Here is a 19,256-nt window from a genome sequence, read left to right on the forward strand (position 1 = left end):
TCATTTTAATTCACCATTTATTAAGTCCTGCCGAAAAACCCCACAGCCAGCACTAATGGCCAATATTAAACCGAATAAATAATTGGTTGCCAAAGACCAGTTGCTAGTTAAAATGGGAAAACTTCCCAAAAATAAGGAAAAAAAGATAATTTTTATTGCCAAATTTTTAGAACGATAAAACCTCTTAAAAAAACTATAAAAAATAATAAACAATAAGGCCAAATAAATTAACAACCCCCCAACTCCAAACTGTAAAAGCATCTGAATAAAAGGATGGTGAGGTCTTAAGAAATGATCCTTCTCTAACCATTCAATAGGATAAGCGCCGCGCCCCTCTCTTTCATATATTATTTGAGGAATAGGATAATACTCGCTCGTAAAATAATCACCCAAGCCTCGACCCCAAATTAATGAATTGGTTGCATACAGCCTTCCTAAAATATTAATTGCCTCTATCTCTCTTACGGCAATTGTTGTCGTGCCCGACGTTGGACTTAATCTCCAATCAAGTAAATGACTGGATCTTGACACAAAATAAGCAAAATTTTTAGGAAAAATTATTGATACCCCGGCTACTAAAATTAAAAATATAATTCCAAAAATAGTAATAATTTTAATGAATTTCGGCAACGAAAACGCAAAAATAAAAAAACTTAAGGCAAAGGAAATACCCAAAGAAAGAAGCACATATCTTGATCCGGTTGAATAGCAATTAAATAAAATTAAAATTATAAAAAGAATAAGGCCTAATCTTGAAAAAAGAGGATTTCTCCATTTACGCGGCCAAATTAAAAGACCAGTCCAAAAATAAAGAGGAATTAAGATAAACTGAATAGTTGATGAATAATTAAATTGATTAGTAATAGCGTAGACACCTAGCCTAGAATAAATAAATTGTATTGTCATAACAAATATTCTTGCGGTAAATGCCAGGATAATTATTTTAAAGAACTTGATTAATTCATCCCTTGAACGAAACGTTGTTTTAATTAAAAAATAACCTGCAACAATAACTATAATAGGGCTTAATTGACTTGAATATTGAATCGGATTAAGCAAAATATTGGAAAAACCAATAATGGCTGCCAATATATAAAGACAGCTTATTGCTAATAAAATTTGTTCATAAATATTCAATGAAAATTTGAATTTTTTCTTTAATAAAATGTCAAAAACCATTTTTATTAAAAATATAACCAAAAGATAAGCTAAAATAGTATTGCCGGCCAGGGGATAGCCAATAATAGACTTAACTAATCTTTCGCCCAGGTCTACAAATTTTGATTGATCATCGCTTAATAAAAGAAGAATACTGATAAGATAAACAAATTTCTTCTGGTTAATAAACAATAAAATCAGGGCAACTATGCCCAAAATAATAAGGACCCAAAGAGGCCCAGAATAAGACAAAAAATCAACAAGGATAAATAAAAATATAAAAAGAATAAAAAGAGATGGCATGCCCAAAAGAAAACGGCCCCCACTCTTCTTGTTTTGAGAATTAAGCTTTTCCATATTTACACTTTCAAACAACCAATAAAAAAATATCTGGCCGAGAAGTTAATTTCTAAAAATTAATACTGATTCTAAATATTATAACCTTTTAAAAACAAAAATTTCAATCAACTTCTTTTCTTTGCAAAGGCCAAAATGGCAAGCTTAAAGTTATTAAAAGCAAAACGTTGATGAAATACTCCCAAAAAATAAAAAAAACGAGAGAACGATAAATAAGATGGTTCTGCTTCATAGCCAGAAACACAATAGTCAAAATTATGACGATTAAGCATTAATTCAATTTTATTTATCGTATTACATTTATAAAAAGTCGGAAAAACATCCTTTTCGTTATTCCTCTCTTTTATTTTATTAAGTACCGTATTGTGAAATCTATTAGGAATCAATTTAGAAAAGAGAGCAACGTAACCTCTTGCGTTTGGCGTTCTAAGACAAAGATAGCCCCCAGGGCGAATCACTCTCTGGCACTCCGAGAACAAAAGCTCTGGATTTTTCATATGTTCTAAAACGTGATCACAAATACAAACATCCACGGATCCGTCTTCTAATGGCCACCTTTCGTTTTCTTTTATGAGCCGAAATTCGTCTATAAATGGATTTACCGCCCCACAGTCATTTACATCGATGCCAACGACCTTTTTGCACTTACCTTTTAATATGCGTAAGTTTCTACGGGTTATGACAGGATCTTCTCCATAGGCCCCTCGACCGCAGCCCACATCAAGGACAATAGATGAAGAATTAATAAGTGAATTGACCCGAAGATAAAAAACTATAGCTATGTCTACGTTAGTAAATCCCCCGAACTTGCTTTCTGGATAATAGTCAAACTTATACTCCATAAACTATAATAAATCTTTTAATTATATTGATTTATTGGTTAAAAAAAATAAAATCCGAAATTGGTCCCGATAAAAAATTAATGATTCAAGCACTATCGATCTAATCCAAAAATTATTAATTTAGATATTATGATCTTTCAAAAAGAGGTTGGAGAGTTCAAAAAATCTTATATATTTTTTCAAAATTACTTTAACAATCCTCGTCGCTGCCTTTCCATCCCAAAGCGGTGGCGTGCGACCCGTTTTAAATCTATTCTCTAAAATAAGCTTTAACTGCTTAAAAATTTTATTTTTATCTAAGTCGGTTATAATATTGGTCCCCATAGTCACCGTAATCGGCCGTTCTGTCTCATGACGCAAGGTTAGACATGGCACATTAAAAACAGTAGTCTCCTCTTGAATCCCACCGCTATCAGTTAGAACAACCTTGGCCCGACTAATTAATCTTAGAAAATCAAGATACCCCAAAGCACTAACAATGGTCAAGCTAGGCATTTTAAATTCATCTTCTAGACCAAAATCTTTGATATTTTTCTGCGTTCTGGGATGAACCGAAAAGATAATCGGCAATTTTTGACCCACCAATTTCAAAACATCAATAATTTCTAAAAGTTTTTCTTTTTTATCGACCACCTCGGGCCGATGAAGAGTTAAAACAGCATAAGATTTGCTTTTTAATCCTAATCTCTTTAAAATCTTTGATTGTCTGATTTTACTTAAATTATTCTTTAAAGTATCAATCATAACATTGCCGACAAAGAATATCTTTTCTTTAGCAATGCCCTCTTTAAGTAAATTTTTTTTTGCAGATAACTCGGTGGTAAATAAAAAATCGGCAAGCCGATCGGTCAAAACTCGATTGATTTCCTCTGGCATATTCCAATTATCACTTCTTAGTCCCGCCTCCACATGAGCTATTGGTATTCTAATCTTAGCGGCAACAAGTGCACAGGCCAAGGTAGAGTTGACGTCGCCTAAAACTAAAACTAAATCAGGTTTTTCTCTAAGCATAACATCGTCGATGCGATTCATAATCTCGGCCGTTTGCTTGGCATGTGGGCCAGAACCGACATAAAGATAAACATCTGGACGCGGCAAACCCAGGACCTTAAAAAACTCTTTAGACATCGCCTGATCATAATGCTGGCCCGTATGAACCAAAATTGGTTGAATAAACTGCGGATATTTTTTCATCTCCTTGATTAGAGGGGCCATCTTCACAAAATTAGGCCTAGCGCCAACTATACAAAATATTTTTAACTTTTTATATATTTTTTTCATAAAAATTAGTAAAACAAAATTAATGAATATGCGTCCATTCCAATATAGCATGACTTGACTCTCTTGGCAATAATCTCAACTTCTATTATAGTAATACTATATGATTTCGCCTAAGTTAGAAAAAATTTGTTTATTTGTTATTAGGTGGGCCAGTTATTTGGTTTTGTTTTTACCTCTTTTGGTCTCCAGACAAACATTTTATCCTTATGTTTTTGGAAAAATAATTTTCTTTAGGGTATTAATTGAAATAATGTTTGCCGCTTGGCTAATTTTGATTATCTGCCCCGTAAAAGATCATGGGTCTCACGGGGCAAGCAATAAAGACTACCGACCGAATTGGAAAAATCCATTAATATTGAGTTCGACAATTTTTATCATTATTTTATTTCTAACCTCCATTTTCGGCGTGGATTTCAAAAAATCTTTTTGGTCAAATCAAGAAAGAATGACTGGTCTCTTAACTTTACTGCACTTTTGGATATGGTTTTTAATTCTAACTAGCACCTTCAAGCGATGGCAAGATTGGCAAAAATTAGTTTGGACTAGCTTGATTTGTTCTGTTTTAGTCGGACTTTATGGGCTGGGTCAAAATCTTGGTCTAAAATTTTTATTAGCCGAAGCAGACGTAATGAGAATGACAGCGACCCTGGGAAACCCTATCTTTATAGGAACTTATGCTATGATGCATATATTCTTGGCTGGTTTCCTGAGCCAATTAGAAAAAAATAAAAAAATAAAAATTCTTACTTATTTAATAGTATTATTTAATTTTTCGATTGTAATTTTTAGCGCTAGTCGTGGCCCGTTGATTTCCTGTATTTTCGCTTTTCTAATCTTTTTAATTTGGATTATATCTCGTCACCAAAATCGAAAAAAAAAGATCACCCTAATTGTCGCCTTAATTTTATTAATTATTATTTTTGTCGCCTTTTATGCTTATCTACAAACCAATCAAGGCAAGAACTTAAAATCACATTTACCATTTTTTCTTTATCGTTTTTTAGACGCTCAAGGCCTAACCCATGGTATAGACCAAAGAACTCAATCATGGCAAATCGCCTGGCAGGGCTTTAAAGAAAAACCAATTTTTGGTTGGGGATGGGAAAATTATAATATAGTATTTAATAAATACTATCAACCGGCCTTTTTAGGTTTTGTGGGGCTTGAAGGAACGTGGTACGATCATTCCCACAATCAAATCCTGGATCTTCTGGCGATGAGTGGTTTTTTGGGGGGCCTGGCATATTTATTTTTCTACGGAACAATTTTTTATTTATTGATCAAAAAATTTAGAAGAGAATCTGATTTTTCTTCACGATGGCCAATGATAACGCTGATGATTATGCTGGCGGTTTATTTCATCCAGAACTTAACCGTTTTTGACACGCCTGGCCCAATGATTATTTTTTATTTTTCCTTGGGCTTGGTTTATTTCTTCACTGTTTCTTTAAATAATAAAAATACAGCGCCCCAAAATCTAAAAAATAAAAATTCATCTCTTGTAATTATTATTCCTTTATTAATCATGTTGCCGATAGGGCTTTATAGTTTCAACTTCAAACCACTAAATCAGAGCCTGGAAGGATTTAAGGGCGTGTCTGTATCAAGAACAGATCTAGCTACAGGAATTAATTTTTATAAACAGTCCTTAGCAACAAAAAGTTTTGTCAATCCGGAAATAAGGTTGCAACTGGCTAAAACTATTTCGGAACAAACTAAAGACAATCCTGATTATGGCAATGGCCTTGCCTTGGCCGTTCAAGAAATGGCAAAAAATACCCAAGAACATCCGCTTGACGCGCGATATTGGTTATATTTAGGCCAACTCTATGATCTCAATAATAATCCCGATGATGCCCGGGCAGGACAAAATGCTTTAGAGAAGGCCCTTTCGCTTTCCCCTAAAAGACAACAAATATATTTTGAATTGGCAAAAAATCAGATTATTCAAAAAAACTATTCAACGGCCATTGAATATGCTCGCCAATCCATAGAACTAGACCCCAAAATCGGTTTATCTCATTATGACTTGGGTTTGATTTATTTTGCCAGTCAAGAATATTCCAAAATGCTCGAAGAATATGCTCAGGCCGAACAACTCGGTTATAACCCATTCCGAGATAAAAACGGATACTTAACCGCCTCGACGGCTTATGCTGAATTAAATAATATGGACATGGCTCTTGACTTCGCCGAAAAAGGACTTAAAAAATGGCCTAACGATAAAATGCTGATTATCCAAAAAATAGTTTTACTCCAACAAGCAGAAAAAACGAAAGAATTAAATGATTTTATCAATCAATTAGCCCAAGAAAATCCTCAACTATTAAAGGAGCTTGGCGGTAATTAAAAATTCCATGTGATGGTTAAAGCTGTCTTCCACATCCATTCAAAGTATTCTTCCGACAGTTTCTCTAGTCTAGAAAAAATCGCCGGCTTTTGCCAAAAGAAAAATATTAATTTAGTCTTTTTGTGTGATCACAACAATCTGGCCCCGACAACCACCATAAATGGAGTTCAAATTATTGGCGGGGAAGAAATTAAAACGCGTGAAGGTGAAATTATTGGTCTTTTCGTCAAAGAAAAAATTGAGCCCAACTTGCTTTTGGCAGAAACTATAAAAAAAATAAAAGAACAGGGCGGACTGGTAGCCACTCCCCATCCTTTTAACAGCTTAATCCGCCGCTGGAGCGGCAAAAAAATACAACCCGAAAATTTATTAAAAAATATCGATCAAATTGATATTGTTGAAGTTTTTAATGCCCGTAATATTTATCCGGTCGACAATAAAAAGGCTCTGGAATTTGCCGAGAAAAATAAAAAGATAAAAATCGTCGGCAGCGACGCCCACGTGATTAATGAAATTGATAACACTAGTTTTTTAATTGATAATTTTTCTACTCCTCAAGAATTTTTAAATAACCTATCTCGGGCGGAATTTTCTACCAAAACTGGTTCTCTTGTTGACCAACTGAAGTCGTTATTTGTTAAAATTATAAAATTTTTCTAAATTAGTATTCTAGGTTTTTCGAGAAGTGTTAAGATAAAAAATCTTATGAATTTACCGAATTCCTTGCAGAAAAAAATTGAATTTTTAAAAGCTCTGGCGGTTTTTGCCGGCACGATTATCGGCGTCGGCATTTTCGGCCTACCCTACGTCGCCTTAAAATCTGGATTTTTTGTCGTAGTGGCTTATTTTATTTTGGTGGCTATTTTGGCTATTATTGTCCAGATTCTTTTGGGCGAAATGGCTTGCGATACGCATAAAATCGCCCGTATTCCAGGTTACGCCGAGGAGTACATCGGGCCAAAGGCAAAAAAAATATCTTTTATCATCTCGTCGCTTGGTTTAATTGGTGCGCTTTTAGCTTACTTGATCTTGGGCGGCGCTTTTTTAGGCTCGATTCTTCGGCCGGTCTTGGGCGGCGCTAATTTGATTTATGTTCTATTGTTTTTTACCGCCGGCGCCGCGCTGATTTTTGCCCGCGTGCGAAATATTGCCCGTTTTGAATTAATAATGTTCGTTGCCTTTGTGATTATTTTATTTATTTTTATTTATCACGGATTTCCTCATGTTGATTATCAAAATTTATTGGGCTTTAATCCCAAATTAATTACCTTCCCTTACGGCATTATTTTATTTTCTCTCTGGGGTATTGCTTTGGTACCGGAGATAAAAGAAATTGTCGAAAGAAATCGACCATGCTTAAGAGGAGTCATTGCCGCCGGCGTCATCGTTTCTGCTCTTTGTTATTTATTTTTTGTCTTTATCTTTTTGGGTGTCAGCGGTCAAACAACCACGCCCGACGCTATGACTGGTTTTATTAATACGCTAGGCAATGGCGTGAGAACCTTGGGTTTTGTTTTTGGCCTAATCACTACCTTCACCTCTTTTATTGCTCTAGGCATGACACTAAAAAAAATATTTTGGCTCGATTTTCATCTACCACGAAATGCTTCTTGGGCGCTGGCTTGTTTTATTCCTTTAGGATTATATTTTTGCGGTTTTAAAAATTTTATAGACATCATCGGTTTAACCGGCGCCCTGATGCTTGGCCTTGAAGCTATTATGGTCGTCTTTATTTATAAAAATTTCTTGCAAAAAAGGTTTCATCAAAACGCTCCTTGGTGGCTCTACTTGCTCGTTGTCTTGTTTGTTATCGGTATAGTCTTACAGTTTATATATTTCTTTACTTCATAAAATATCTACATGCAGGAATCTAGTGCGCCATTTGGCAAAGTGCAAAATCTTGAGTCAAACGATAAGTTCGGCTCAAGCGTTTTAATCGTCGAGGTTGGCCAAGAAATAACCAAGCACTACCACAAAAAAACCAAAGAAATAGAGGTTATTTTAGAGGGAGAAATAATCTGCGACGGTGAAATACAAAGGCCAGGCGAAGTTAATATTTGGGAACCAATGCAAATGCATGGTTACAAAAACATCTCTAACGCGCCGGTAAAAATTCTTTGCTTAGCCGTGCCTCCTTACGATCCAAACGATTCGTTTGAGGTGGGCCCAACCGCCTAATTTTGACTTTCCACGGTTTATCCACAGAAAAAATATTGACAAATTTTCATTTTTTTTGTATAATTTATATACAAATTAGATAATACTAATGTTTAAACTCATGTTAAACAAAAATTCCATATCTCAATTGGGCGGTTGATTCCAACAGCATTTTTTTAGGTGCGTTGAAACCGCCTGAAAGCGGTTTTTTGTTTAATAAAATATTTTCTGCTCTTTAACAACTCGCGTTAAAAACAATGAAAGCACAATATGCCTAATACAATCCGTTCATCCGCCTACTGGCGGAGACGGACTAACTAAAAATTTTTTCGATTTTTAGTGAGGTAAATAAGAAAAATTGGGCACATGGTGGATGCCTTGGTTCCAAGAGGCGATGAAGGACGTAGCAGCCTGCGATAAGCTTCGGTGAGGTGGCAAGCAACCTTTGACCCGGAGATTTCCGAATGGGGAAACCTATTTGCGTAAACCGCAAATGTTCCGACTTTTGTCGGAAAGCAAACCTAGGGAAGTGAAACATCTCAGTACCTAGAGGAAAATAAACCAATCAACATAGATTTATACTGCTAATCATGCGCTAAACACGCACTGGTTCTCGGTATAAATCTATGATCATTCCCTTAGTAGTGGCGAGCGAAACGGGAATTAGTCTAAACTTTGTTTTCTCCAAGCAAGTCGTTGGGTGATTTGTCGAAAGACAAATTAATTCATGACTTGTGGCGGCAGTAGGGCCTAGCGGGAAAGCAGAGCGTTGTGGGATTAGTAACGCTTCGATACCTATTTATTGGAATGCGTGAAAGAACTTTTAGAAGAAGGGCCTGGAATGGCCCGCCAAAGAGGGTGAAAGCCCCGTATCTAAAAAAAGTTTTTTTATTCATAGTTATTAGTCCCGAGTATCACAGGGCTCGAGGAACTCTGTGTGAATCCGGGAGGACTATCTCCTAAGACTAAATACTACTTGGAAACCGATAGTGAACTAGTACCGTGAGGGAAAGGTGAAAAGCAGCCCGGTGAGGGCGATGAAATAGTATCTGAAACCATGTGCTAACTAAGAGTCGGAGCCCCCCACTTTCTGAATCCAAATTTTAGATTCAGAAAGTGGGGGGTGACGGCGTTCCTATTGAAGAATGAACCAACGAGTTTTTAGCACTAGCATTAGCTTAATCCCGTTTTACGGGAGTAGGCGTAGGGAAACCAAGTCTTAAAAGGGCGACTAGTTAGTGGTAAAACACCCGAAACCAGACGAGCTACTCATGGCCAGGATGAGCTCCGACGAAGGTCGGAGGGAGGTCCGAACCCATTCGCTGTGCAACACGATGGGATGAGCTGTGAGTTGGAGTGAAAAGCTAATCGAGTTTGGTAATAGCTGGTTCTCCCCGAAATAGCTTCAGGGCTAGCCTTTCGTTGCAACTTTGAGGGTAGAGCACTGAATGGACTGGGGTGGAGTAATCCTACCCAATCTAACCAAACTCCGAATCTCAAAGCCAAGAACGAAGGAGTCAGACAGTGGGGGCTAAGCTCCACGCGTCAAAAGGGAAACAGCCCAGATCTCTATCTAAGGTCCCTAAATCTATACTAAGTGTCAAAAGAAGTGAAAAAGCTTAGACAACCAGGAGGTTGGCTTAGAAGCAGCCATCCTTTAAAGAAAGCGTAACAGCTCACTGGTCAAGTTTTTTCGCGCTGAAAATTTATCGGGGCTAAGTATAGTACCGAAGGTGAGAATTCTCAACTTTGTTGAGAGTGGTAGGGGAGCGTTCTTAATGCGGTGAAGTCGAACCGTGAGGTTCGGTGGAGCGTTAAGAAGTGAGAATGTTGGTATAAGTAGCAAAAAAACAGGTGAGAATCCTGTTCACCGTAAACCCAAGGTTTCCTGGGCACTGATTTTCATCCCAGGGTTAGGCGGTCCTAAGGCGTAGCTGAAAGGCGAAGCTGATGGACAGCCGGTTAATATTCCGGCCCTAGAATTAATTTCCAATGGAGTGACACTTTCTCTCATTTCGAGCGTGATTTGGCTATTCGCGTCTAAGAGGAGAATTGATCTGCTTGGCAAATCCGGCAGATAAATATTTTCTTTGAATGAAATGTCGCAAGGCAAATTCGAAAGTCGAGGGAGTCAAGAAAACCTTCTAGGATCCGCCGCAAGGTGGAAAAATTAATTCTATCCGTACCGTAAACCGACACAGGTGGGTGGGCATAAGTGTGCTAAGGTGTACGAGAGAACCCTCGTTAAGGAACTAGGCAAAAAAGCAGCTGTAAGTTCGCAATAAAGCTCGCCCGACTTCGGTCGGGCCGCAGCTAAAGTCTATCAAGCGACTGTTTACCAAAAACACAGGTCCCTGCACAAAGCGTAAGCTGAGGTATAGGGGCTGATGCCTGGCCAGTGTCAGAACGTTAAGAGGAGAGGTGACCCCTGCTTCGGCAGGAAGTAGCCTTGAATCCAAGCGCTGATGAACGCCGGCGGTAACTATAACCGTCCTATGGTAGCGTAATCCCTTGCCGGGTGAGTTCCGGCCTGCACGAATGGCATAACGACTTGATAACTGTCTCAACGAGGGACTCGGTGAAATTGCAAAGGGCGTGAAGACGCGCTCAACATGTGGCTAGACGAAAAGACCCCATGAAGCTTTACTACAACTTGGTATTGGATTAGGATTAAATCTGTTTAGAATAGGTGGGAGGTCCGACTTCGGTCGGGCCGACAGTGAAATACCACCCTCATTTAATTTTAATTCTTATCCCGACGAAATCGGGAAACAGTGCCTGGTGGGTAGTTTAACTGGGGCGGTTGCCTCCTAAAATGTAACGGAGGCGTTTAAAGGTCAGCTTGGTGCGGATGGAAATCGCACTGGACGTGCAAAGGCATAAGCTGGCTTGACTGCAAGAGCTACAACTCGCGCAGAGAGGAAACTCTAACTTAGTGAACCGATGCGTCCGCATAGGCGGCGCAAAGATCATCGGATAAAAGCTACTCTGGGGATAACAGGCTAGTCTGGTCCAAGAGTCCATATCGACGACCAGGTTCGGCACCTCGATGTCGGCTCATCGCATCCTGGGGCTGTAGAAGGTCCCAATGGTTTGGCTGTTCGCCAATTAAAGCGATACGTGAGCTGGGTTCAGAACGTCGTAAGACAGTTCGGTCTCCTATCTACCACATGCGCACGAAAATTGAGAGGGCTAGTCCCTAGTACGAGAGGACCGGGACTAACGAACCTCTGGTGTACCAGCTGTCCTGCCAAGGGCACCGCTGGGTAGCTACCGTTCGGCACGGATAAGCGCTGAAAGCATATAAGCGCGAAGCCGTCCTCAAGATTAGTTTTCGTTCCTTTGACTTCGGTCAAAGGAGAAGATTCCTGGAAGATGACCAGGTTAATAGGTTCTAGGTATAAGACCAGTAATGGTTTAAGCCGAGGAATCCTAATAAATCAAAATTCTTATTTACCTCGCTAAGGATCGAAAAATAAAAAATATTATTTTAACGTACACAAATTAAAACGCGCGCAAAGTCTTGGTGTCTCAAACGAAGGGGCCACACCCGTTCCCATCCCGAACACGGAAGTTAAGCCCTTCAGTGCCGATGGTAGTCCGTCAGTCGACGGATGAGAGTAGGCCGACGCCAGGACCTTGCGCGCGTTTTTTATTACCAAAAGCTGGGCATTCTGGCTCTTTTTTGATATAATATTTATATTATGCAATACATCGCAGATCTACATATACACAGCAAATACTCCCGGGCTACCTCTAAAAGCACAGACTTGGAACATTTAACTCAGTGGGCGCAAATTAAAGGCATCCAAATTTTAGGCACTGGCGATTTTACTCACCCGCTCTGGTTTAAAGAAATCCAAAACAAGTTAGAACCAGTTAAAGATGGATTATATAAATTAAAAACCGCACAGTCAGACATGCGTTTTATTTTGTCTACCGAATTCTCTTGCATTTATACCAAAAACGACAAATGCCGACGAATCCATCTTTGTGTTTTTGCGCCGAACATTGCCACGGTTGCCAAAATCAACCAAACATTGGGCGGAAAATATAATCTAAAATCCGACGGCCGGCCGATTTTGGGAATCGATGCCAAAGAATTGCTAAAAATTTTATTAGATATTTCTCCGGACATTGTGATGATCCCGGCTCACGCCTGGACTCCCTGGTTTTCTATTTTTGGTTCAAAGTCCGGCTTTGATTCAGTCGAAGAATGCTTTAATGAGCTCGCGCCTAAAATTTTTGCCCTAGAAACCGGACTTTCTTCCGACCCAATGATGAATTGGCAGTGGTCGTATCTCGATAAATACACTCTGATTTCCAATTCTGACGCGCATTCACCGGAAAAACTCGGCCGCGAAGCTAACGTCTTTGACTTTAAACAAGAACCAACTTATAAAGATTTAATGCAAAGCATTAAAACTAGGCAAGGATTTCTTTACACCATTGAATTTTTCCCTGAAGAAGGCAAATACCACCTCGACGGCCACCGTGCCCATAATGTCGTCTTAGAACCAAAACAAACCAAGAAACTCAAGGGCATTTGCCCGGTTTGCCACCGGCCATTAACCGTTGGTGTTTTAAGTCGAGTCGCCGAACTAGCTGATCGCGAGGCGCCACAACGGCCTAAAGGCGCGCCTGACCAAAAAAGTATTATTCCACTTAAAGAAATTATCTCTGAAATCGAGGGCGTAATGCCGACCAGTAAGCGGGTTGATGCCATTTATCACGAAATGATTAAAAGGGGTAAAAATGAATTTAATATTTTACTAAATTTATCACGCGAGGAGATAACCAATGTCAGCGAACCGAAAATGGCTGAGGCGATAATGAAAATGCGCGCCGGTGAAGTCATAAAAAACCCTGGCTACGATGGAGTTTTCGGCCAAATAAAAATTTTCCCCGACTCGCCAGATTTAAAAAGGCTAGGATCTTCTCTGCCAGGTAAAAAAACAAACAAAAATCAAAAAGTATTATTTTAAATATGGAAATCCGCTTGATTCAAAGCAAGTCCGCCCTGCATAAATCAAAATTAGCCGGCGGCGGATATACTCTCAACCCCTATTCTGGCTGCCCGCATGGCTGCCAGTATTGTTATAATCAAAAATTTTTTAACATTATCCATCCCGACTGCCCCTGGGGTAAATATTTTGACGTCAAAACAAATTTCCCAGAAATTTTAGCCAAAGAAATCTTGGCCAAACCCAAAGCCAACGTATTTTTTTCAACTATTACCGATCCCTACAACGCCCTGGAGAAAAAATACCAGATCACTCGCCGTTCTTTGGAGCTGCTGCTGGCTAATGGTTGGCGAGCTTCTCTTTTAACCAAATCTGATCTGGTTTTGCGGGATTTGGATTTATTCAATAAATACCGAGCTAAAATAGACGTCGGTTTTACTATTACTTCGGTTGATGATAAAATCGCCAGAATTCTCGAGCCTAACGCGCCAAGCCCGACCCGTCGATTAGCTGCCTTAAAACAACTACACAAACATAAAATAAAAAATTATATTTTTGTCGCGCCAATTATTCCGCACCTAACTGACATTGAAAAAATTTTCCAGGCAGCGAACGGTTTTTGCGATGAAATTTGGTTTGATTCATTTAATACTAAGCTGGTTAACTGGCCAGCCTGGTTAAGGATCGTTAAACAAAATTTTTCAAATTTATTAGACTTTTACAAAGATTATGCCTTGAATAAAAAATTATTTGAGAAAGAAATAAAAAACAAAATAATAAATTTAGCGCAGAAATATAAAATAAAAACCAAATTTATTTTTTAATTTTAAAAACAAAAAGCACATTCCTTCTCGCGCTTTTTAATATACATATTTTACTGTTGACAAAATGCCGATCTTTGCTATCATATAATAGTATTTGAAAGGAGCGTTCTTGGGCAAAACATGTCCACCTGGCGAGAGACTCATCTCTCGTCCGCCCTTCCACAAAGGCACAGATTGGCGTCGCCAGCTCAGACCAGGGCATGGCAGTCGCCCGGGCAACGGTCCGTCGCGCATACCGCGACCGATCGAAACTCGATCCGAATCTGAGAGTCGTATCTCAAGGAGGTAAGTAAGATGCTCTTGCGTCCGAAAGCGCGCGACCAGCCGCATTAAGCAAGGGTCACCCTCTCGGGTGAAGCCTACGCGCGGTTTTCCTCACATCGAACCCCCTCTCCCAGGGGGTTCGTTTATTTTATAAAATTATATTAATCAATATTATTTAAACCATACTCATATTAATAGGCCGAAGAAATAACTCTAAACTAAAAAAATTTGCGAAATTACGAATATAGAATTCGGGGTTGCAAGTGGGATAAACCTATCTACTCGTTCCTCTTTTTCTTTTTTTAATTAAATTTCTTTGTTTGTGTCGTAAAACGTGAGTGCAAAATTTGTGGATTATGTTTTAATTTTTATAAAACCCGATTAACCCAATAAAATGTTCCACGTGGAACATTCACTCTGGTTAATACGAAAAACAAGGGATTATTGTGAAATTCTGGATCTATTTTGAATTTAAAAACAAGAATTTAGCTCTGCTTAAAATCTTAAAAATATTTTATCTTTTACTTTTTATTTTCTTAATTCTATTAAATGTTCCACGTGGAACATTCTTAAATTAAAAATAAAATTCATTAATTTTGTCTGGCGATATGCTAAAAATTGAAACATCATTTTACGACGCCAAATATTTATAAATAAGCCTGATCAAAAAGTTAATAAAAAACAAAGGATTGACAAATATAAAAATTATGCTATCATTAAAAATGATAGATATCTACTCGGAGAACGATCTCTAAGAAGAGGTCGACAGCGAGTAGGGTCTGTCGGAATTAAGCACTAGGAGGTTTTGTGAGTATAGCGACAGTTCACCCCTTAAAACAGGGTTCAGTCCAAAAATGGCTCAGGCGATTCTGGATGAATCTGCTCCCCTGGAACAGAGCCTGGAAAAAGTTCATAAGCGAAGATCACCTGTGGGGCGGTTTATTCTACCTGAAGAACCACTACATCGACCCGATCAATTGCCCGGAAGAAGTCTCGCAACTGCTTCGGCTCCTTACGGCCTTACGTGCAGAAGTAGGACACATTCCGGAGCTCCGGAAGATCCAGAATCAGCTGCTTTGGAATCCCAACCCCCAGAGCAAGCACCGCAAGCTGGCCGACTTGATTGGCCAGGTAATTGTCCTGCTTCAGTCGTATCGCGCCCTTGCCGATAAGTGCGGCATCCAATCGCCCAGGCCCGGCATATTCCTCGAAGCCGACAATGTCATAATTGCCGAGAGTTCAATTAAGTACCTGCGCAGTCTCGGCAAGACCGATTCGAGGAGAGTTTCGGCCAATTTGTCGGCCCGGACCTTCCGGAGAAACGAGATGTGGTCGATGGTCCCCATCATCGGCACCATCAACGAACTGCTCAACTCATGACCATTGCCCGCATCAGGTTCAATCCCTGATCGCGGGCTTTTCTTTTTTAAAAATATTGACAAAAGACAAAAATCTGCTATAATATATTTAACAAACCAACAGACAACTGCTCGGAGAACGATTTCCTAGGAGAAATCGGCAGTGAGCAGCTCTGTTAAAGGAGGTTTTGTGAAGCTACATCCGTCAATCATCAGGATCTGGAAGCGAACTTGCCGCTGGCTCAAGGAGATCTGGCCATTCCTGTCTCCCTGGGGCCGCGCTGTTGTTCGCTTCACCGAAGAAGCTCCAAGCGGTAAAGAAATACCGTTGTGGAACATGCTCTTCACTCTCGTGCGCACCTACCTCGAGGCCAAGACTCCCATCGGCTTCCCTGAAGACCAAGAAGAACTGATGAGACTACCTACCGTGCTCTACTACTTGCGCATGCTAATGCTGCGAATCCCTGAGCTCGAGAAGGTCAGAAAAGGGCTGCTATGGAACCCTTTCTACGAAAGCAAGCATCTGCAGCTGGCGCGCCAGGTTGAGCGAATTATCTACGTACTACAGCGGTACGACGATTACGCCGCTGTATGCGAGATTGAGGTGCCGAAAGAACTCCCCCAGCTCCACAGCACCAAAGTGCTAAGCCGCACCATCGTTCAACTAAGAAGCCTTGAAAAGGGCGCCGACAACGATCGAGCCAAGGCCAATAACCTCTGCCACGACTTCATGCGACATCAGCTGTACGAACTGATAGCCGCCGTTAACGCGATAAACCAGCTTCTTCACCCCGAGTCATAGCCCTGGCGGATTCATCAGGATCGGCCGATCCTGAAATGTCGCCCGCGGGATAATTAGGTTCAAATCCTACCTGCGGGCTTTTCTTTTTGAAAAAGACATCTAATTTTAGATGTCTTTTTGTTTTGTATTCTAGATTCTAATTTATGCATTAGCCCTAATCTCAATCACGTCGCCATCTTTAATTGTGTATGTCTTGCCTTCGGTGCGAACTAAACCCTTTTCGCGAGCCTCAATATAACCATGCGCCTTTAATAAATCTTGCCAAAAAATAACTTCAGCGCGCACAAAGCAACGTTCAAAATCAGTATGAATCACGCCGCCGGCTTGTGGCGCCATACTACCTCGTTTCAAGGTCCAAGCTCGCGTTTCATCCGGCCCAGTTGTTAAAAACGTAATCAAATCTAATAACTGATAAGATTTTTGAATTAATTTGTCTAAACCCGACATGGCTGGTAAACCGAGGGCGATTCTGTCTTCTGTTTTCATGTCCGCTGCTTCAAGTTCGGCCACCACGTCAACAATTAAATACGACCAACTGTGTTCGTTAAAAACATCTTTTATTTTTTGCGACACCTCTGATTCGGATCCGTTTAATAAATATATTCTCGGCTTGGTGGTTAAAAGCTGATAGGTTTTTAAAATTTGCTTTTCTTCTTCGTTTAAAATCACTTCGGATAAAATCTGACCATTATCTAAAATCTGCCGCACTCGTTTTAAAACTTCAAATTCTTTAAGCGTCTCTTTGCGGCCACTTTTTATTTCATGTTCCAGGTCTACCAAGCGCTTATTGATAGTTTCCAGATCTTTTAAAATTAATTCTGTATCTAAAATTTCTTTATCAGCCACTGGGTCGATTTCTTTTTGAGTGTTGACGATTTTATCATCCAAAAATGCTCGCAAAACATAGACAATAGCGTCGGTTTCACGAATATTGGCCAAAAATTTATTGCCCAATCCTTCGCCTTGGCTAGCGCCCTTAACCAGACCAGCAATGTCAACAAATTTTACCGTAGTAAAATTTTTCTTAGCTGACTTAGTCAGCTCGGCTAATTTATCAACGCGTTCGTCAGGCACAGCCACCACACCAACATTTGGATCAATGGTGCAAAAAGGATAGTTCGCGCAATCAACCTGCTTTTTAGTAATAGCTTGAAATAGGGTAGACTTGCCCACATTGGGCAGCCCCACTATGCCGATAGAAAATGACATGTCAAAATTATTAAAAATTAAGAACTAAAATATTATATAGATTTTTCTCTCTTTCGTCAACTTTTCATAAGATTGACAAATTCATTAAAATGCGCTATTATATAGCAAGGTTCGTGAAGCTGGGGTCGCTCGGTTTTCGCAAACCTGTCTGGAGGCACCTTAACAAGGAGTTTACCGTGAGAATCGTGATCTTGACTATGGCGGTCTTTGTTGTCATAGCAGGTGCTATGATCGCATGGGCTTGGCCAATCGTCACCCAGCCAAATGCCGGAGACGAAAAACCGCAGAGCGCTATCACGCACTTCCGCAATGTACTCAACACGACCGCGAACAACAGCTTAACCCTGGTACAGCTCAAGGATACCATGACCAGGCTGGGCCAACTGCCCATGGCGCGGCAACTCGGATGGTCTGGGTATCATCTCGACTCACTGCTATCGAATTACGCCAAGAACCTGGCCGTGAACTACGGCGATACTATCAAGGCTGTCCTGGGAGAACTGACTGCCGGGAAGACCGATACTGCTACTTTTTGTGAAGTACTGCAGGCTTTCTCTACCCGCATCGCCTATCTACGCGTGGAATTGAGTATCGCCTGCCCGGCAATGACCATGTTACCAGACGATAGTCTCTACCCCTACTCCCAGGTTTGGGACGTTTGGGAGAAAACGAGAACGACATGGGTGCAGCGTTTTTTCCGCACATTGTCTCTCGGGCCGCGCATTAGCGCGGCCCTTATCTTTTCCTAAAAAACCATTGCGGTTTTTCTAATTTTAGTTATAATAAAGGGTGTTCTGTCTCAACAGAGCCTACTCTTAATCTGCGCGCTTGGCAATAATCTCTATTTAAGTCAAAAGGTTAAATTAATCTATGACCCTTTCTCTTTTTGTCATTCTTGTAATTTATCTTATTTTCTGCGGCGTAACTCTGTTGTTTTTTTTAGCCAACCTATACCACCTTATCCGATTCGGGGCGCTTAATTTAGTGACTCTTTTATTTTCTTTCATTTCCATTTGCGGCGTCATTCTGTTGGTTTATTTTTCTTACCAATACATCTCCGGTATTGATTGGGGTCAAACTTTTACTATTTTTGATGTCATTCGTTTTAAAATGCCTTCCATACCAAAAATTAACCTCTAATTTATGGAGCCATTATACGCCCTATTTCATCTCGATCTTGACGAAAGAATTATCATTCATGTGCGACAGCACTGGTGGTTTTTCTTCAAAAAGATTTTAGCTTTTATTCTAGAAATTTTGGTTTTGGTTGTTATTTATATTATTTTGGTTAATTTTAAGACATCGCTGCTTGAAGATCCAATCATTACCCCGATCTTATTCTTAGCGGCCACTGCCTACCTGCTCTTTGCTTGGGTTAAATTATTTTCCGACTGGGTTGTCTATTATTTAAGCATCTGGGTGGTTACGAATAAACAGGTTATTAGTGTTGAACAAAAAAGTATTTTCAACCGGCTTGTGGCGCGCCAGCCGCTTCATCGCATCCAAGACGTCATGGCCACTTCGCAGGGCGTGATAGCAACGATTCTAAAGTTTGGCAACGTCAGAGTCCAGTCAGCCGGCACACAAGATTATTTCCTATTTAAAAACGTGCCTCGCCCATTTGAAATTGAGGCAAAAATAAACGATTTAATAGAACGCCTTCCCAAAAAATAAAGAGTTAACACCCTTT

15 protein-coding genes and 2 rRNA genes are annotated in these 19,256 nt (G+C 39.8%); 13 read left to right on the top strand and 4 right to left on the bottom strand.

Annotated elements, in window-relative coordinates:
- The 3 genes from PHV78_00815 to wecB all read right to left on the bottom strand — a co-directional run bounded on the left by PHV78_00815 (position 1) and on the right by wecB (position 3,638).
- The gene (locus PHV78_00815) at positions 1 to 1,515 is read right to left on the bottom strand and encodes a hypothetical protein (GenBank protein MDD5395791.1); all 1,515 of its coding nucleotides are present in this window, start codon (positions 1,513 to 1,515) and stop codon (positions 1 to 3) included.
- Positions 1,516 to 1,622: 107 nt separating this feature from the next.
- Positions 1,623 to 2,357, bottom strand: a complete 735-nt coding sequence (locus PHV78_00820) for a class I SAM-dependent methyltransferase (GenBank protein MDD5395792.1) — start codon at positions 2,355 to 2,357, stop codon at positions 1,623 to 1,625.
- A gap of 120 nt (positions 2,358 to 2,477) precedes the next feature.
- Positions 2,478 to 3,638 carry a UDP-N-acetylglucosamine 2-epimerase (non-hydrolyzing) gene (gene wecB, locus PHV78_00825; protein ID MDD5395793.1) on the bottom strand — a complete coding sequence of 387 codons (1,161 nt, stop codon included), beginning with the start codon at positions 3,636 to 3,638 and terminating at the stop codon, positions 2,478 to 2,480.
- A gap of 100 nt (positions 3,639 to 3,738) precedes the next feature.
- On the opposite strand from wecB, the gene PHV78_00830 reads away from it, so the two are divergent.
- The 10 genes from PHV78_00830 to PHV78_00875 all read left to right on the top strand — a co-directional run bounded on the left by PHV78_00830 (position 3,739) and on the right by PHV78_00875 (position 16,357).
- Positions 3,739 to 5,988, top strand: a complete 2,250-nt coding sequence (locus PHV78_00830) for an O-antigen ligase family protein (GenBank protein ID MDD5395794.1) — start codon at positions 3,739 to 3,741, stop codon at positions 5,986 to 5,988.
- A gap of 12 nt (positions 5,989 to 6,000) precedes the next feature.
- A complete protein-coding gene (locus PHV78_00835; protein MDD5395795.1) occupies positions 6,001 to 6,648 on the top strand; it encodes a PHP-associated domain-containing protein in 648 nt (215 codons plus the stop codon).
- Positions 6,649 to 6,693: 45 nt separating this feature from the next.
- Positions 6,694 to 7,839: an aromatic amino acid transport family protein gene (locus PHV78_00840; GenBank protein ID MDD5395796.1), complete on the top strand. Its 1,146-nt coding sequence runs from the start codon at positions 6,694 to 6,696 to the stop codon at positions 7,837 to 7,839.
- A gap of 9 nt (positions 7,840 to 7,848) precedes the next feature.
- Positions 7,849 to 8,166 (top strand): cupin domain-containing protein, encoded by a 318-nt coding sequence (locus PHV78_00845; GenBank protein MDD5395797.1) that lies wholly within the window; start codon positions 7,849 to 7,851, stop codon positions 8,164 to 8,166.
- Positions 8,167 to 8,491: 325 nt separating this feature from the next.
- A 23S ribosomal RNA gene (locus tag PHV78_00850) occupies positions 8,492 to 11,602 on the top strand.
- 65 nt (positions 11,603 to 11,667) lie between these two features.
- A 5S ribosomal RNA gene (gene rrf / locus PHV78_00855) occupies positions 11,668 to 11,782 on the top strand.
- 67 nt (positions 11,783 to 11,849) lie between these two features.
- A complete protein-coding gene (locus PHV78_00860; GenBank protein ID MDD5395798.1) occupies positions 11,850 to 13,130 on the top strand; it encodes an endonuclease Q family protein in 1,281 nt (426 codons plus the stop codon).
- A 2-nt stretch (positions 13,131 to 13,132) separates the two neighbouring features.
- Positions 13,133 to 13,933: a radical SAM protein gene (locus tag PHV78_00865; protein MDD5395799.1), complete on the top strand. Its 801-nt coding sequence runs from the start codon at positions 13,133 to 13,135 to the stop codon at positions 13,931 to 13,933.
- Positions 13,934 to 15,070: 1,137 nt separating this feature from the next.
- A complete protein-coding gene (locus PHV78_00870) occupies positions 15,071 to 15,577 on the top strand; it encodes a hypothetical protein (protein ID MDD5395800.1) in 507 nt (168 codons plus the stop codon).
- Positions 15,578 to 15,745: 168 nt separating this feature from the next.
- Positions 15,746 to 16,357, top strand: coding sequence for a hypothetical protein (locus tag PHV78_00875; protein MDD5395801.1), 612 nt, complete (start codon positions 15,746 to 15,748; stop codon positions 16,355 to 16,357).
- A 141-nt stretch (positions 16,358 to 16,498) separates the two neighbouring features.
- Here the strand turns inward: PHV78_00875 and ychF are convergent, their stop codons facing one another.
- On the bottom strand, positions 16,499 to 17,566 hold the full coding sequence (gene ychF, locus PHV78_00880; protein MDD5395802.1) for a redox-regulated ATPase YchF: 1,068 nt from the start codon (positions 17,564 to 17,566) through the stop codon (positions 16,499 to 16,501).
- Positions 17,567 to 17,793: 227 nt separating this feature from the next.
- On the opposite strand from ychF, the gene PHV78_00885 reads away from it, so the two are divergent.
- The 3 genes from PHV78_00885 to PHV78_00895 all read left to right on the top strand — a co-directional run bounded on the left by PHV78_00885 (position 17,794) and on the right by PHV78_00895 (position 19,240).
- Positions 17,794 to 18,315, top strand: coding sequence for a hypothetical protein (locus PHV78_00885; GenBank protein ID MDD5395803.1), 522 nt, complete (start codon positions 17,794 to 17,796; stop codon positions 18,313 to 18,315).
- Between the two features lie 121 nt (positions 18,316 to 18,436).
- Positions 18,437 to 18,706 (top strand): hypothetical protein, encoded by a 270-nt coding sequence (locus PHV78_00890; GenBank protein MDD5395804.1) that lies wholly within the window; start codon positions 18,437 to 18,439, stop codon positions 18,704 to 18,706.
- A gap of 3 nt (positions 18,707 to 18,709) precedes the next feature.
- Positions 18,710 to 19,240, top strand: coding sequence for a PH domain-containing protein (locus PHV78_00895; GenBank protein ID MDD5395805.1), 531 nt, complete (start codon positions 18,710 to 18,712; stop codon positions 19,238 to 19,240).
- Positions 19,241 to 19,256: the final 16 nt, after the last annotated feature.

This window comes from Patescibacteria group bacterium, from assembly GCA_028715115.1.
GTDB lineage: Bacteria > Patescibacteriota > Patescibacteriia > UBA2591 > UBA4787 > JAQUSN01.

Excerpts from the sequence above, each read along its gene's own strand:
- ychF (MDD5395802.1), bottom strand. The coding sequence starts at position 17,566 with ATGTCATTTTCTATCGGCATAGTGGGGCTGCCCAATGTGGGCAAGTCT.
- PHV78_00815 (MDD5395791.1), bottom strand. The coding sequence starts at position 1,515 with ATGGAAAAGCTTAATTCTCAAAACAAGAAGAGTGGGGGCCGTTTTCTT.
- wecB (MDD5395793.1), bottom strand. The coding sequence starts at position 3,638 with ATGAAAAAAATATATAAAAAGTTAAAAATATTTTGTATAGTTGGCGCT.
- PHV78_00840 (MDD5395796.1), top strand. The coding sequence starts at position 6,694 with ATGAATTTACCGAATTCCTTGCAGAAAAAAATTGAATTTTTAAAAGCT.
- PHV78_00860 (MDD5395798.1), top strand. The coding sequence starts at position 11,850 with ATGCAATACATCGCAGATCTACATATACACAGCAAATACTCCCGGGCT.
- PHV78_00830 (MDD5395794.1), top strand. The coding sequence starts at position 3,739 with ATGATTTCGCCTAAGTTAGAAAAAATTTGTTTATTTGTTATTAGGTGG.
- PHV78_00820 (MDD5395792.1), bottom strand. The coding sequence starts at position 2,357 with ATGGAGTATAAGTTTGACTATTATCCAGAAAGCAAGTTCGGGGGATTT.
- PHV78_00845 (MDD5395797.1), top strand. The coding sequence starts at position 7,849 with ATGCAGGAATCTAGTGCGCCATTTGGCAAAGTGCAAAATCTTGAGTCA.
- PHV78_00865 (MDD5395799.1), top strand. The coding sequence starts at position 13,133 with ATGGAAATCCGCTTGATTCAAAGCAAGTCCGCCCTGCATAAATCAAAA.
- PHV78_00885 (MDD5395803.1), top strand. The coding sequence starts at position 17,794 with ATGATCGCATGGGCTTGGCCAATCGTCACCCAGCCAAATGCCGGAGAC.
- PHV78_00870 (MDD5395800.1), top strand. The coding sequence starts at position 15,071 with ATGAATCTGCTCCCCTGGAACAGAGCCTGGAAAAAGTTCATAAGCGAA.
- PHV78_00890 (MDD5395804.1), top strand. The coding sequence starts at position 18,437 with ATGACCCTTTCTCTTTTTGTCATTCTTGTAATTTATCTTATTTTCTGC.
- PHV78_00895 (MDD5395805.1), top strand. The coding sequence starts at position 18,710 with ATGGAGCCATTATACGCCCTATTTCATCTCGATCTTGACGAAAGAATT.
- PHV78_00835 (MDD5395795.1), top strand. The coding sequence starts at position 6,001 with ATGGTTAAAGCTGTCTTCCACATCCATTCAAAGTATTCTTCCGACAGT.